This window comes from Bradyrhizobium sp. CB1717 (genome assembly GCF_029714325.1).
GTDB lineage: Bacteria > Pseudomonadota > Alphaproteobacteria > Rhizobiales > Xanthobacteraceae > Bradyrhizobium.
The window spans coordinates 5490241-5504458 of sequence record NZ_CP121666.1 but is presented as its reverse complement, the minus strand read 5'-3'; the positions used below and the strand labels follow the sequence as shown (position 1 = coordinate 5504458).

At 64.3% G+C, this 14218-nt stretch carries 11 protein-coding genes; 5 read left to right on the top strand and 6 right to left on the bottom strand.

Features of this window, described 5'->3' with window-relative positions:
- Positions 1-2: 2 nt before the first annotated feature.
- The 3 genes from QA649_RS26230 to QA649_RS26220 are packed head-to-tail and all read right to left on the bottom strand — an operon-like array spanning position 3 to position 2672.
- Positions 3-872: a carbohydrate ABC transporter permease gene (locus QA649_RS26230; protein WP_283019727.1), complete on the bottom strand. Its 870-nt coding sequence runs from the start codon at positions 870-872 to the stop codon at positions 3-5.
- Complete coding sequence (locus QA649_RS26225) at positions 869-1819, bottom strand: sugar ABC transporter permease (protein WP_283019726.1); 951 nt, start codon at positions 1817-1819, stop codon at positions 869-871. Before QA649_RS26225 ends, QA649_RS26230 begins: the two co-directional genes overlap by 4 nt.
- A gap of 1 nt (position 1820) precedes the next feature.
- Positions 1821-2672, bottom strand: a complete 852-nt coding sequence (locus QA649_RS26220) for a phosphodiesterase (RefSeq protein ID WP_283019725.1) — start codon at positions 2670-2672, stop codon at positions 1821-1823.
- 191 nt (positions 2673-2863) lie between these two features.
- On the opposite strand from QA649_RS26220, the gene QA649_RS26215 reads away from it, so the two are divergent.
- Positions 2864-3397 (top strand): transposase, encoded by a 534-nt coding sequence (locus QA649_RS26215; protein WP_283019724.1) that lies wholly within the window; start codon positions 2864-2866, stop codon positions 3395-3397.
- A 142-nt stretch (positions 3398-3539) separates the two neighbouring features.
- Here QA649_RS26215 and QA649_RS26210 read toward each other — a convergent pair whose 3' ends face one another.
- Positions 3540-5012, bottom strand: coding sequence for a protein adenylyltransferase SelO (locus tag QA649_RS26210; RefSeq protein WP_283019723.1), 1473 nt, complete (start codon positions 5010-5012; stop codon positions 3540-3542).
- A 208-nt stretch (positions 5013-5220) separates the two neighbouring features.
- On the opposite strand from QA649_RS26210, the gene aspS reads away from it, so the two are divergent.
- On the top strand, positions 5221-7092 hold the full coding sequence (aspS, locus tag QA649_RS26205; protein ID WP_283019722.1) for an aspartate--tRNA ligase: 1872 nt from the start codon (positions 5221-5223) through the stop codon (positions 7090-7092).
- 161 nt (positions 7093-7253) lie between these two features.
- Here aspS and QA649_RS26200 read toward each other — a convergent pair whose 3' ends face one another.
- Positions 7254-9227 carry a hypothetical protein gene (locus QA649_RS26200; protein WP_283019721.1) on the bottom strand — a complete coding sequence of 658 codons (1974 nt, stop codon included), beginning with the start codon at positions 9225-9227 and terminating at the stop codon, positions 7254-7256.
- 246 nt (positions 9228-9473) lie between these two features.
- Here QA649_RS26200 and QA649_RS26195 point away from each other — a divergent pair, with 246 nt between their 5' ends.
- From QA649_RS26195 to QA649_RS26185, 3 genes are all read left to right on the top strand, one after another.
- Positions 9474-11786 (top strand): NADP-dependent malic enzyme, encoded by a 2313-nt coding sequence (locus tag QA649_RS26195; RefSeq protein WP_283019720.1) that lies wholly within the window; start codon positions 9474-9476, stop codon positions 11784-11786.
- Positions 11787-11866: 80 nt separating this feature from the next.
- Positions 11867-12832 (top strand): IS5 family transposase, encoded by a 966-nt coding sequence (locus QA649_RS26190; RefSeq protein WP_283019719.1) that lies wholly within the window; start codon positions 11867-11869, stop codon positions 12830-12832.
- A gap of 371 nt (positions 12833-13203) precedes the next feature.
- Complete coding sequence (locus QA649_RS26185) at positions 13204-13656, top strand: DoxX family membrane protein (RefSeq protein ID WP_018645435.1); 453 nt, start codon at positions 13204-13206, stop codon at positions 13654-13656.
- Positions 13657-13658: 2 nt separating this feature from the next.
- On the opposite strand, the gene QA649_RS26180 is transcribed toward QA649_RS26185, so the two are convergent.
- Positions 13659-14213: a dihydrofolate reductase gene (locus tag QA649_RS26180; RefSeq protein ID WP_283019718.1), complete on the bottom strand. Its 555-nt coding sequence runs from the start codon at positions 14211-14213 to the stop codon at positions 13659-13661.
- Between the last annotated feature and the right edge of the window lie 5 nt (positions 14214-14218).

Here is a 14218-nt window from a genome sequence, read left to right as displayed (position 1 = left end):
TCCTATTTGATGCCTGAGGTGACGAAAGAGCTGATGAAGCGCTTCTGGAAGATCAGGAAGGTGACGAGCAGCGGCGCGATCACCATGAGCGTGCCTGCGGCGATGGTGCCCCAGGCTTGCGTGCCTTCGGCGGTCTTGGTGAACACCGAGAGACCGACCGTGAGCGGCCGCTTGTCGGGCGAATTGATCACCATCAGCGGCCACAGGAAGTCGTTCCAGTGGCTGGTCACGGAGATGATGGCGAACGCGGAGAAGCTCGGCATCGACAGCGGCACGTAGATGTGGCGAATGCGCTGGAACAGGCTGGCACCGTCGATCAGCGCTGCGTCTTCGAGCTCAGTCGGGATCGCCTCGAACGCCTGGCGCATCAGGAAGGTGCCGAAGGCCGAAGCGAAGAACGGCATCATCACGCCGGCGAGCGTGTCGTAGAGGCCGAGCTGCGCGACGAGCTTCAGGTTGGGCACGATCAGCAGCACCGGCACCAGCATCAGCTGCATCAGGAACAGGTAGAAGATCAGCGTCTTGCCGGCGAAGTTCAGGCGGGCGAAGGCAAAGCCTGCCAGCGTGATCGTGAAGAACTGCACCAGGAGGATGCCGGTGCAGATGATCGTGGTGTTGAGGGTGTAGCGCGGGAAATCGCCGATCTCCCAGGCATCCCTGATATTGTCGAGCGTGGGCTTCAGGCTCGGCATCAGCTCGGCCATGGCGTTGATGCCGTCCGAGGCGGGGCGCAGCGTTGCCACGCCCATCCACAGGAACGGGATCAGCCAGACGATCGCGAGCAGCACGGTCAGGAGGAAGCCGAGCTTGGGCGTGATCTCGCCGCGGGTGGCGAGCGGTGCATCCTTCCAGAGCGCATCGATCAGTTTCATGGCCCGCCCTCGCGGTTCGCCATGGTGCGGAAGGACAGCGCGGTGAGTCCCATCAGCGCGGCGAGCGTCAGCAGCGTCGCCGCCGAGGCCTTGCCGACGTCGTAGTGCTCGACCGCCTGCTGGTAGATGTAGAACAGCACGAGATTGGTCGAGTTGGACGGCCCGCCCTGGGTCATGACGAAGACGTGGTCGACCTGCGTCACCGCGTTGAGGATCGCGATGACGGTGACGAACAGGAAGGTGGGCTTGAGCTCCGGCAGGATGATGTGGCGAAACCGCTGATTGGGCCCCGCGCCGTCGAGGTGCGCCGCCTCCATCACATCCTCGGGCACGGCCTGCAGGCCGGCGAGGAAGAACAGCATGTAATAGCCGGCGTTTTTCCAGATCGTGATGATCATGATCGCATAGAGCGCGATGTCGGGATCGCCGAGCCAGTTCGGCAGCACCGGCAGCAGCCGGCCGATGTAATAATCGAGCAGGCCGACATTGGGCAGGAAGATGAACAGGAACAGCGCGGATGCCGCGACCATCGGGATCAGCACCGGCAGGAACAGCGCCGCGCGTAGCGCGCTGTTCACGGCATGGGTGCGCGTCAGCGCCAGCGCGAACAACAGCGCAAGTCCGATGCTCGGGACCGCCGTGCCGACGGCGTAGATCAGATTGTTGACGACGGCGCCGGTGAAGGCGGGGTCGGCGAGCACCGCGCTGATATTGTCGAGGCCGACGAACCGCACCGGCGCCTTGGGCGTGGCGCGCTGATAGAGCGCGTCGATGAGGACGCGTCCCATCGCGCCATAGGTGAACAGCGCGAGGAACACCAGCGAGGGCAACAGCAGCAGATAGGCAGGCAGCGAGGCTTTGAGGCGGCTCGAAAACCGCTTCAGGACGTGCAGACGCGTTGCCGCCGACGTCGCGACCGGGAGAGCCGCGGGTTCAGCGAGGCTCATCTCATCGCGCCGGGAAATTGAGCGCATAGTCGCGGCCATCCACTCCTGCCGGTGGCTCGAAGGGGAAGCGCAGACTGGTGTCGAGGAAGTCGTGGCTGTGCACGACGAGGTTCTCCCCGTCGATCAGCACGACGCCATAGGCCGGCGGCTCGTGGCTGGCGAGATGGTCGGTCGCGGCAGCGTCGAGCTCGAACCAGACCTGGTGGTTGGTGCCGCGCAGCGTCGAGAACGGGATCTTGCCGTAGCTGCCGAAGATCGGCCGGTGCACGTGGCCGAAGAAGAGATGGCGGATGCGCGAGCGATAGGGCGCGATGACCTCCGCGAATTCGGCGCTCTGCTTCAGCGCGATCTCGTCCATCGCATGGACGCCGACCGGGAACGGCGGATGATGCATGAACACCACGAATTGCTGGTCCGCCGGCGCGGCAGCCAGCGTGCTCGCGAGCCAGCCGAGGCGCCTCTCGCACATCTCGCCGGCGTGGCTGGTCTCGTCCAGCGTGTCCAGGAACACGAACAGGCCGTGCTCGGTGGTGCGCGTGCCCTGCACGAAGCCGTTGGCATCGCGCGGCGCGGCTTTCAGGCTGTCGAGACAGGTCACCCGCTTGTCGTGATTGCCGACCATGGCGATGTACGGAATTTTCAGCGCGGCCATCGCCTCGGCGAAATTGGCGTAGGATTCAGGTTCGCCCCAATGGGTGAGGTCGCCGGTCACGACCGCAAACGCAGCATCGGACTGGTGCTTGTTGATGTCGGCGATCGCCGCATCCAGCCGGGCGCGCGGATCGAGGCCATAGAGCTTCAGTCCCGGGTTCGCGAGATGCGTGTCGGTGATGTGGATGAATTTGAAGGACATGGCGCGCTTTGTCGGGACGGTTGGAGGATGGGCGCCTCCGGCAAGACGGCGCTGCCAGCCCGTTAGAGCGCGTGTGTTTCAGTTTGATGACAGTGGTTCCCGCGTCCACAACGGCCAAGGCCGTAGGGTGGATTAGCCGAAGGCGTAATCCACCGCTGTGAGCCAACTTCAAGTTGTGCTATCGATAGTTCATGCCTGACTACCGCCGCGCATTCGTTCCCGGAGGATGCTGGTTCTTCACCGTGAATCTGCTTGATCGGCGGAAATCTCTTTTGACCGACGAGATCGAGAGCTTGCGGGACGCAGTCGCCGCAACGCGCCGGAGCTATCCCTTCGAGATCGATGCTTTCGTGGTTCTGCCGGATCATCTCCACGCGATCTGGAAGCTGCCGCCGGGCGATGCCAATTTTTCGGTGCGTTGGCGGTTGATCAAGGCACGTTTCGCGAAAGCCCTACCGGCCAATGAGCGGCTGAGCGCAGTTCGTGCCGCAAGGGACGAACGCGGTATCTGGCAACGCCGTTTCTGGGAGCATTTGATCCGTGACGAGGCGGACTACGCGCGCCATATCGAGTATTGCTACTACAATCCCGTCAAACACGGGCGCGTCTCGAAAGTGCGTGATTGGCCTTATTCGTCGTTTCATCGCGATGTCCGCGCGGGGTTATTTCCGGAGGATTGGGGCGGTGATACGAAGTCCATAGGCGAGGTTGGCGAGCGCGCGTAGCGGTCGTGTCGGCTCGTAGGGTGGATAAGCGAAGCGTGATCCACCTCTTTACTTTCCGGGTGTTGAGAGAAGTGGTGGATTACGCCTGCGGACTGCGCTTCGCGCAGCCGCGGGCTAATCCACCCTACGCACCGAGCCTGCCTCAAGTCCCGCAGAACGTCTGCAACACCCGCTGGTCCGGCAACGGCGGATCGGCGTAGGCCGCATACTGCGGCTGATCCTCGTACGGCTTCGCCAGCACCTTCACCAGCTCCTCGAACGGCGCGTAGTCGTCGTTGTTCACCGCGGCCTGGATCACGGCCTCGACGCGGTGGTTGCGCGGGATGAAGATCGGATTGACGGCGTGCATCGCGGCTTGCCGCTCGGCGGCGGATTGCGGCTCCAGGGCAATACGCTCGCGCCAGCGCCCAGCCCACTCGTCGAACGCGCCGGGCTCCATGAACTGCGCGCGCACGTCGGCGCCGTCGTCGCCTGCGGCGTCACCAAGCTTGCGGAAGGTGAGGGTGAAGTCGGCCTGGTTCTTGGCCATGGCGTCGAGCAGGTCCTGGATCAGCGCCTCGTCGCCGTCATGCTCCGTGAACAGGCCGACCTTTTTGCGCAGGCCGGCCTGATAGGCGGCACTGAATGTTTCGGCGAAGGCGCCCAGGATGTCCTGGGCTTCCGCGACGGCCTTCTCCTGATCGTCCGAGAACAGCGGCAGCAGGCATTCGGCGAGGCGCGTCAGATTCCACAAGCCGATGCGCGGCTGGTTGGCATAGGCGTAACGGCCCATCTCGTCGATCGAGGAAAACACCTGCGCGGGATTGTAGGCATCCATGAAGGCGCAGGGGCCGTAATCGATGGTCTCGCCCGAGATGGAGCTATTGTCGGTGTTCATCACGCCGTGGATGAAGCCGACCAGCAGCCAGCGCGCGATGAGGTCGGCCTGGCGTGCGACGACGGCACCGAGCAGCGCGTGATAGGGCTGCTCCACGTGGAGTAGATCAGGGTAGTGCCTGACGATGACGTGATCGGCGAGCCGGCGGATCGCCTCGGTATCGCGGCGGACGGCAAAGAACTGGAAGGTGCCGACGCGGATGTGGCTGGAGGCGATGCGGGTCAGCACCGCGCCCGGCAGCGCGGTCTCGCGGATGACGTGCTCGCCGGTGACGACGGCGGCAAGCGAGCGCGTGGTCGGGATGCCCAGCGCATACATCGCTTCGCTGACGATGTATTCGCGCAAGACCGGCCCAAGCGCGGCACGTCCGTCGCCGCGGCGGGAGAACGGGGTGGGGCCGCTTCCCTTGAGTTGGATGTCGCGGCGGACGCCGTCCCTGTCGATGACCTCGCCGAGCAGGATGGCGCGGCCGTCGCCGAGCTGGGGCACGAATTGCCCGAACTGGTGGCCGGCATAGGCCATGGCGATGGGATCGGCCCCGGCGGGAACCGTCTTGCCGGCCAGGATCTCGGCGCCCTCCGGGGTCTCCAAAAGGTCCGGGTCCAGCCCGAGCTGGACCGCCAGCGGCCGGTTCAGCTTGATCAGCCGGGGCGCGGCGACCGGGGTCGGCGCGACGCGGGCAAAGAAGCTGTCCGGCAGCGCCGAATACGAGTTCTGGAAGGGGAAATGGACCGTCATGGCCTCAAGATAGGGCTGGAACGGTCATCGGCAAAGGCTCCGGCCCCGATTAGCCAAAAATGGGCGCTTCCAGCCCAAATCGGGCCGTTCCTTGGTTGCCGCCTCGGGTTGCTGCTTTGGGCCTCGTCGGGTAAACCCTGCCGCAACTTCGGACCGGTCGTTTCAGGCCGTCCGATTCGCTTCCTCCGACATTGATTTTGGGACGACCATGCATCGCTACCGGTCACATACATGCGGCGCGCTCCGCGAGAGCAACATCGGCGAGACCATCCGCCTCTCGGGCTGGGTCCATCGCGTTCGCGACCATGGCGGCGTGCTGTTCATCGACCTGCGCGACCATTACGGCCTGACCCAATGCGTGGTCGACCCGGACTCGCCGGCATTCTCGCTGGCCGAAAAGCTGCGCTCGGAATTCGTGGTCAAGATGGACGGCAAGGTCCGCCGCCGCCCCGAAGGCACCGACAATGACGATCTGCCGACCGGCAAGATCGAGATCTATGTCAGCGAGATCGAGGTGCTGGGACCCGCCGGCGACCTGCCGCTGCCGGTGTTTGGCGACCAGGAATATCCCGAAGACATCAGGCTCAAATATCGCTTCCTGGACCTGCGTCGCGAGAAACTGCACCAGAACATCATGACGCGCGTCGAGATCATCAAGTCGATGCGCCGGCGCATGGAGGGGCAGGGCTTCTTCGAGTTCAACACGCCGATCCTGACCGCGTCCTCGCCGGAAGGCGCGCGCGACTTCCTGGTGCCCTCGCGCATCCATCCCGGCAAGTTCTACGCGCTGCCGCAGGCGCCGCAGCAGTACAAGCAGCTGCTGATGATGTCGGGCTTCGACCGCTACTTCCAGATCGCGCCCTGCTTCCGCGACGAGGACCCGCGCGCCGACCGTCTGCCCGGCGAGTTCTACCAGCTCGACGTCGAGATGAGCTTTGTCACGCAGGAAGACGTCTTTGCGGCCATGGAGCCCGTCATCACCGGCGTGTTCGAGGAGTTCGCCAAGGGCAAGCCGGTGAGCAAGAACTGGCGCCGCATTCCATTCGCCGAGGCGCTGCGCAAGTACGGCAGCGACAAGCCCGATTTGCGCAACCCGATCGAGATGCAGGACGTCTCCGAGCACTTCCGCGGCTCCGGCTTCAAGGTGTTCGCGCGCATGCTCGAGGACCCCAAGAACCAGGTCTGGGCGATCCCGGCCGCGGGCGGCGGCAGCCGCGCGTTCTGCGACCGCATGAACTCGTGGGCGCAGGGCGAGGGCCAGCCCGGCCTCGGTTACATCATGTGGCGTGGCGGCGAAGATACCTTGGATGTGTCCAAAGCAGACGAAAAGGCCACGGCCGACAAGGCTACCGCCTTAGCCAAGGAAGGTAAGGTCATCGAGGCCATCAAGACCCTCCAAGGCGCAGGGCCGCTCGCGAACAATATCGGTGCGGAGCGTACAGAAGCGATTCGCGCGCAGTTGGGGCTAAAGGCGGGCGATGCCGCCTTCTTCGTCGCCGGCGATCCTGATAAGTTCTGGAAGTTCTCCGGCCTTGCCCGCAACAAGGTCGGCGAGGAATTGAACCTCACCGACAAGGAGCGGTTCGAGCTCGCCTGGATCGTCGACTTCCCGATGTACGAGTACAACGAGGACGACAAGAAGGTCGACTTCTCGCACAACCCGTTCTCGATGCCGCAGGGCGGTCTCGAAGCGCTGAAGGGCCAGGACCCGCTGACCATCAAGGCGTTCCAGTACGACATCACCTGCAACGGCTACGAGATCGCCTCGGGCGGCATCCGCAACCATGTGCCGGAAGCGATGGTGAAGGCGTTCGAGATCGCGGGCTATGGCGAGCAGGAAGTGGTCGACCGCTTCGGCGGCATGTACCGCGCCTTCCAGTACGGCGCCCCGCCGCATGGCGGCATGGCCGCGGGTGTCGACCGCATCGTGATGCTGCTCTGCGGCACCACCAATCTGCGCGAGATCTCGCTGTTCCCGATGAACCAGCAGGCGATGGATCTGTTGATGGGCGCGCCGTCGGAAGCGACGACAAAGCAGCTCCGCGAGCTGCATGTGCGAGTCAACCTGCCGCAGAAGTGATGCTCTTTGCCTCTCCCCGCGTGCGGGGAGAGGCGCGCTCTTTCCACATCGTCATTGCGAGCGCAGCGAAGCAATCCAGAATCTTTCCGCGGAAGGACTCTGGATTGCTTCGTCGCAAGAGCTCCTCGCAATGACGAGGAGGAGAGATCCGCTTTTCTCGCCTACAACCCCGTCGACGCCTCAATCCTGAATTGCGCCAGCGCAACGATCGGCTCGTGGTTCAGGGCGTCCATCAGCTGAACCACCGGCACCTTGCCGAGTGGCGTCAGCTTGATGGTCAGCGTCTGCCCCGACGTCTCGACGAAGCCGGCGAGGGCATCGACTGCGACCCGGGCGTCGAGATTGGAGGCCGCGATCTTCTCGCCCTGCGCGCGGATCATCTCGACGATGGCGCTGCGCGCGGCATCGCGGCTGAGATTTTGCATCCGCGCGAACTGTGCCACAACGAGATCGACAACGCCGCGGTCGCGCAAGGACAGCTCGATCGCGCCGGTCTCGATCTGCGCCAACTGACCCATCGCCTCCAGGGAATCCGTCGTGGTGAAGAGGTCGCGCGGCACCTTGGCGAGCGCCAAGCTCGCCTGCGCCCTGGCGAGGTTGCCGAGATCGATGGTGGCCGGCGCGAGCGCGAAGGCCCCCGACGATTCCGTCCAGGCCGCACCGAGATCGAGGTCGATCGCAAGCTTGTCCACGCCCGCCATGATCAGCGGCTGCAGCGCCGGATTGGCGGGATCAGTCGGCGTGACCATCTTCACGACCAGATTGGCCTTGCTCGGGATCGACCCGACCAGCTGGCCCCAGTTCAGGCTGATCGTGTCGATGGTGAAGAGCTGCCGCGTGTTCTTATAGGGCGAGACCACGCCCTTGATCTCGGCGCCTTCGAGCACGCGGAACAGGCCCAGCATCTGATCAGGCGAGGGGGCTTGTCCGGGATTGGCGAGGCCGGCCGCCCAGCGGAGCAGGTCCACCGTTCTGAACGATTTGAGCGCGAAGCGCTCTACCTTCAACTGGCCCTGAGGTGTCGGCGCATCAAGGCCTTCCAGGGCGAATTCAGTCTGATCGTATTTTACGGCCCTCAGCCTTGCCGTCCCTTGTGGCGTCTCGACCGATTGCTTGCCAATTTCGATCTTGCCAATCTGAAGACCTTCAAAGAAGTCGGCGATCTTCACCATCGAGGCGCGCGACTGCGCCGGCGTCAGGATCGCGCGGTCTTCCGGCACCAACGCCATGATTTCAGCCGGGCGGAATTTCGATGGCCGGATCGCAATATCGTCGACGATGATGCTGTCGGTCTGCACGCGCACGGCCGGTCCCGCCGTCACTGTATAGGAATCGGCTGAGAGGCGCCGGTAGATCCTGTGGAAGCTGTCGTCACCGGACTGTTGCGGATCAAGTGCGACCGCGACGGCGCTTGCGTCGAAATCGTAGGCCGCCACGCCGGACAGCTCGCCGGTCATCTTCGCGGGCTTGCCCGGCTGGGTCGGGTCGAGTGTGTAGGTGATGCGGTCCGTCTTCGCCGTTTCGACCTTACCGCGATTGATGTTCTGGATCGCCAGACCCGAATAGACGAAATCTCCATTGCCCGCTTTGCCGGTGCCGGCATCGACGTTGACGGTGATGGTCGGGGCCATGATCGAGGACGCCGAGACCGTCGCGTATTGCACCAGCGCGAAGCGGTACATGTCGATCAACGAGCCGGACAGCGGAGCGCCGTTGGCTGCACGAGTCGGACCGGAAAAGTTGCGAGCTGTAATCTGGGGAATTTTGTAGGTCGCCTTCACCTTGGTCCGATCGGTGTAGGTGATGGCGACTTCGACTCCTCCCAGCTCGACGCTGTCAGCCGAGAAACGATCCTCGTCGGCCTGACTTACCCCAAGCGCAGTCACCTTTGCGATTTTGAGGAGAGCCAGCTCCGGCAGGCCGGGCTCGATCACGACATCCTCGATCGTCAGCGTCCGGGTCGCGAGCTCGAACCCGATCTTGCCATGGCCCGCCTTGCCGCCACCCGAGCGCATCCGCTCGAACGCGGCCTCGACCTCGCTCGTCGCCCGGTGCTGGACATAAAGGTTGAAGCCGAACCATCCGCCCGCGGCGAGCACGGCTGCCGCGATCAGGCCGATCAGGATGCGCTTCATTCCCAGCTCCAGTTGCCCGTTTTGCACTGCGCAACCTGCCATATTCGCCAAACGCCGCGCGGTCCAGGGAAAGCTATGATTTTCAAATATTTGACCGCGCGCCCTGTTGATGGGGGCGCAATCCGATGTTGCCACCGGGGCGCCGGCCGTGCTTCATCCCGTTTCCACGACCCGGAAATACCCTCCGCTTGGACGATTGCTCCGGATCGTGCATTTTGAGGCCGGTAACGCGAGGCGAGACACCGCATGTCGTCCTATTCTGATGATCTCCACCAGGCGGCGCTCGCCTACCATCGTCTGCCGCGCCCCGGAAAGCTCGAGATCCAGGCAAGCAAGCCGCTTGCCAACCAGCGCGACCTCGCGCTGGCTTATTCCCCGGGCGTTGCCGCCGCCTGCACCGAGATCGCCAAGAACCCGGCGGAAGCCGCGACCCTGACGACCCGCGCCAATCTGGTCGCCGTGGTCTCGAACGGCACCGCGGTCCTCGGCCTCGGCAATATCGGCCCGCTGGCCTCCAAGCCGGTGATGGAGGGCAAGGCCGTCCTGTTCAAGAAATTCGCCGGCATCGACGTGTTCGACATCGAGATCGCCGCCGACACCATCGACCGCGTGGTCGAGACGGTGGCGGCGCTCGAGCCGACCTTCGGCGGCATCAATCTGGAAGACATCCGCGGACCGGAGTGCTTCGAGATCGAGGCGCGGCTGAAGGAGCGCATGAAGATCCCGGTCTTCCATGACGACCAGCACGGCACCGCAATCATCGTGGCCGCCGCCATCACCAACGGCCTCAGGCTGAACGGCAAGAAGCTGTCCGAGGTCAAGATCGTGGCATCGGGGGCAGGGGCGGCCGCGATCGCGACGCTCAACCTGCTGGTGTCGATGGGCGCGCAGCGCAAGAACATCTGGGTCTGCGACATCGACGGCCTCGTGCATGAGGGCCGCAACACCTCGATGGACCGCTGGAAGGCGGTCTATGCGCAGAAGACCGACAAGCGCACGCTGGCCGACGTCATCGGCGGCGCCGACATCTTCATCGGGCTGTCGGCACCGGGCGTGCTGAAGCCCGAGATGGCTCAGGCGATGGGCGAGAAGCCGCTGATCATGGCGCTCGCCAATCCGACCCCGGAGATCATGCCGGAGGAGGCGCGCAAGGTGCGCCCCGACGCCATGATCTGCACCGGCCGCTCCGACTATCCGAACCAGGTCAACAACGTCCTGTGCTTCCCCTTCATCTTCCGCGGTGCGCTCGACGTCGGCGCCAGCGCCATCAATGAGGAGATGAAGCACGCCGCGGTCGAAGCCATCGCGCAGCTCGCGCGCGAGGCGCCGTCCGATGCCGTCTCCCAGAGCAGCCTCGACACCGGCGAGACGGGCGGCTTCGGCCCCGGCTCGCTGATCCCCAGCCCCTTTGATCCACGGTTAATTCTACGTATTGCGCCGGCGGTAGCGAAGGCGGCGATGGAGTCCGGCGTCGCGACGCGCCCCATCACCAATTTCGACGAGTATCGCGCGCTGCTCGAGCGTTTCGCCTTCCGCTCCGGCCTCGTCATGAAGCCGATGTTCGCGAAGGCCAAGACCCAGCCCGTGCGCGTGATCTATGCCGAGGGCGAGGACGAGCGCGTGCTGCGCGCCACGCAGGTGGTGCTGGAGGAGAAGTTGGCGACGCCGATCCTGGTCGGCCGTCCATCGGTGGTGGAGGCGCGCATCAAGCGCTTCGGCCTGTCGATCAAGGCGGGCAAGGATTTCGACCTCGTCAATCCCGAGGACGATCCGCGCTATCGTTCCTACGTGCAGTCCTATGTCGAGGTCGCCGGCCGCCGCGGCGTGACGCCGGATGCGGCGCGCACGGTGGTGCGCACCAACAACACGGTCATCGCCGCACTCGCGGTGACGCGCGGGGAGGCGGATGCCATGCTCTGCGGCGTCGAGGGCCGCTACATGAGCCATCTGCGCCATGTCCGCGAGATCGTCGGCTTCTCGCCGGGGATCAGCGATTACGCCGCGCTGGCGCTGCTGATCACCAGCAAGGGCGCCTTCTTCATCGCCGACACGCAGGTCCGCCCCAATCCGAGCGCGGAGGAGCTCGCCGAGATCGCCTCGCTCGCCGCCGTCCACGTCCAGCGCTTCAACATCAAGCCGAAGATCGCCTTCGTCTCGCATTCGGATTTCGGCAGCTACGACACCGAATCCTCGCGCAAGATGCGCCGCGCGACCCAGCTCTTGAAGGATAAGCATCCGGAGATCGAGGCCGATGGCGAGATGCAGGGCGACACTGCGCTCTCCGCCGCTGCGCGCCGCATGGTCCTGCCGCACTCCAAGCTCGAGGGTGAGGCCAACATCATGATCATGCCGACGCTGGACACCGCCAACGTCGCCTATCAGATGATCAAGTCGCTGGCGGACGCGCTTCCGGTCGGCCCGATCCTGGTCGGCCCGGCGCGCCCGGCGCACATTCTCACGCCGTCGGTGACCGCGCGCGGCATCCTCAACATGACCGCGGTTGCGGTGGTGGAAGCGCAGGAGCGTGCGGCCCGGCAGCAGCCGACGCTGTTTACGTAAGCCGCTTTCTTACCCTCTCCCCTTGCGGGCCTGTTGCGTAATTCGCCAGTTGTGATTCCCTAGGGCAAAGCCTTGAGGGGATGACGATGGCGGTTAAGCGGACGGGACAGCCGAGCTTTGTGGAAGCACTGATGCCGAAGGGGGCCGGCGCCAATGCAGCGCTGGATCGGCTGGCTGGCCTGGTCAAGTGGTACCGGTTCGAGAAGCTGATCGGCCATCTGCGGGATGAAGGGAGCCCCGGTCGTCCAGGCTATCCGGTGCTGGTGCTGTTTCGTGCCGTGCTGTTGCAGTCGCTCTATGGTCTTTCGGAACGCGAACTCGAGGAAGCGTTGGGCGACCGGTTGTCGTTCAAGCGCTTCGTCGGTTTGAGCCTGGAAGATGCGACGCCCGACCACACGGTTCTGAACCGCTTCCGGAACCAGCTCGTCGAACAAGGGCTGTTGGAGAAGCTGTTTGGCGAGCTGGATCGCCAGCTCGAGAATGCCGGGGTCATCCTCAAGCGCGGCACGATGCTGGATGCGACCTTGATCCAGGCGGTGTCAGCCCCTCCGAAGCAGGATCGTCCCTCAAACGACCCAGATGCCCGGTTTACCAAGCGGCAGGGCAAGGGTGGTTCGACCTTCGGCTACAAGGCTCACATGGGTGTCGACGAGGGATCCGGCCTGATCCGCGCAGTCCTGACCACGCCCGCCAATGTCAACGACACAACGCCGGCCGACGAACTGATCCGTGGCGATGAAGCCGTGGTGTGGGCCGATGCAGCCTACGACACCCATGCCCGACGGGCTCGGCTGAAAGCGGAAGGCAAGAAGCCCCGCATCGCCCGTCGTCCCAACCGACATCACCCGGAGCTACCGCCTCGGCTCAAACGCTACAACCTCCTCATCGCGCGCCGACGAGCCCAGGTCGAGACCACCTTCGCCACTCTCAAACGCCGCATGCGGCTGACCTGCATCCGCTATGTCGGTCTCATGAAGGCAAGCGGGCAGGTCCTGCTTGCCTCCATCGCGTTCAACATGAGGCGCTGGGCCGCGCTCGCCGCCTGAGACGCCCGCCAAGGGCACCAAGTACAGATCTCGGCCTGACAATCGGCGTCAACACAGCCCTCTCTCCCTACGTCTCCTGCCTCAAAAGGCAGTAGCGCAACAGGCCCCTCGTGGGAGAGGGTGGCTCGCCGCGTAGCGGCGAGACGGGTGGGGGTCTCTATCAGCGAGTTATCTCACCATTGACGTATGAGGATGCAACCCCTCATCCGGCGCTTCGCGCCACCTCTCCCACAGGGGGAGAAGGGGTACCGCACGTGTGGCGCGCTTTTGAATTGCTCGCAGTTCGTCATTTCCCCGTTTGAAAACCGCAGACGGACTCTTCATAATCCTGGGAAGCGACCCGCGCTTAGCGTTTTGCCAAGAGGCCGATCATGCCAGCGTTCGTGACTTTCGGACGGATCCTGTTCGCCGTGCTGTTCATCTACACGGGCGCCACCAAGCTCTTTGCCATCCAGGCGACCGCCGATTTCATCGCGACAAAGGTCGTGGTGCCCGACATCGTCGCGCCCTACGCCAAGCAGATCGAGACGGCGACTGCGATGACGACACCCCAGCTGCTGGCGATCGCGGTGGGTGGGCTCGAGGTCATCGCGGGCCTGATGATTGCGCTGAACTTCGGCGCGCGCTTCTTTGCGATGCTGCTGATCATCTACGTCGCGGTCGCAACCGTCCTGTTCTACGATTTCTGGAACCAGGTGCCGCCCGACAATGCCAAGATGCTGGTTGATGCGCTCAAAAATCTCTCGATCATCGGCGCGCTCTGCATGATCATCGGCTACGGCCGCACCACGCGTCCGGCCGAGGCGGCCTACGGGGACGTGTAGGGCTAGTTCACCCTACGCCACGGCGTGACGGTCACTTCATGCGCTGCATCGAGCAGGTAGGGCGCGCCCGGCCTCATTCCGTGGGAGGCCAGCACCTCATGCGGTGTCCGCTCGGGCACGCCGACAAAACAGCCTTCGCCGCCGGGTAGCCGCACATGGGGGGCTTCCGACAGCCAGAACGTGTCGTAGCGGTCCATGAACATGTCGAACACGACGGGGCCGCCGATGATCGCGACGGTGCCGGAGGCGACGTCGGCGAAGGCGCAGGCCTCCGCGAAGCTCGCGCGCTCCGGATTCCACAGCGTTGCGTTCGGCATCTCCGGATCGACGGTGAGCGCCTTGATCTTGCGGGTCAGGATCAGGCGCTTGCGCTTCGGCGAATTCGGCTGCTGCTCGTGCGAGCGCCGGCCGTGCACGATCAGCGCGGCGCGATCGAGCGCCTGCTCGAAGAACAGCTTGTCACCTTCGAATTTCAACGTCTCAGGCATGATGTGCGAGGGATCGGCGAGCATGCCGTCCGCGGAGACGATGACGTAGCCTTCGATACGGAAAGACAATTGCG

Coding starts and splice junctions, on each gene's coding strand:
- QA649_RS26230 (WP_283019727.1), bottom strand. CDS start 872: ATGAAACTGATCGATGCGCTCTGGAAGGATGCACCGCTCGCCACCCGC.
- QA649_RS26225 (WP_283019726.1), bottom strand. CDS start 1,819: ATGAGCCTCGCTGAACCCGCGGCTCTCCCGGTCGCGACGTCGGCGGCA.
- QA649_RS26220 (WP_283019725.1), bottom strand. CDS start 2,672: ATGTCCTTCAAATTCATCCACATCACCGACACGCATCTCGCGAACCCG.
- QA649_RS26215 (WP_283019724.1), top strand. CDS start 2,864: ATGCCTGACTACCGCCGCGCATTCGTTCCCGGAGGATGCTGGTTCTTC.
- QA649_RS26210 (WP_283019723.1), bottom strand. CDS start 5,012: ATGACGGTCCATTTCCCCTTCCAGAACTCGTATTCGGCGCTGCCGGAC.
- aspS (WP_283019722.1), top strand. CDS start 5,221: ATGCATCGCTACCGGTCACATACATGCGGCGCGCTCCGCGAGAGCAAC.
- QA649_RS26200 (WP_283019721.1), bottom strand. CDS start 9,227: ATGAAGCGCATCCTGATCGGCCTGATCGCGGCAGCCGTGCTCGCCGCG.
- QA649_RS26195 (WP_283019720.1), top strand. CDS start 9,474: ATGTCGTCCTATTCTGATGATCTCCACCAGGCGGCGCTCGCCTACCAT.
- QA649_RS26190 (WP_283019719.1), top strand. CDS start 11,867: ATGACGATGGCGGTTAAGCGGACGGGACAGCCGAGCTTTGTGGAAGCA.
- QA649_RS26185 (WP_018645435.1), top strand. CDS start 13,204: ATGCCAGCGTTCGTGACTTTCGGACGGATCCTGTTCGCCGTGCTGTTC.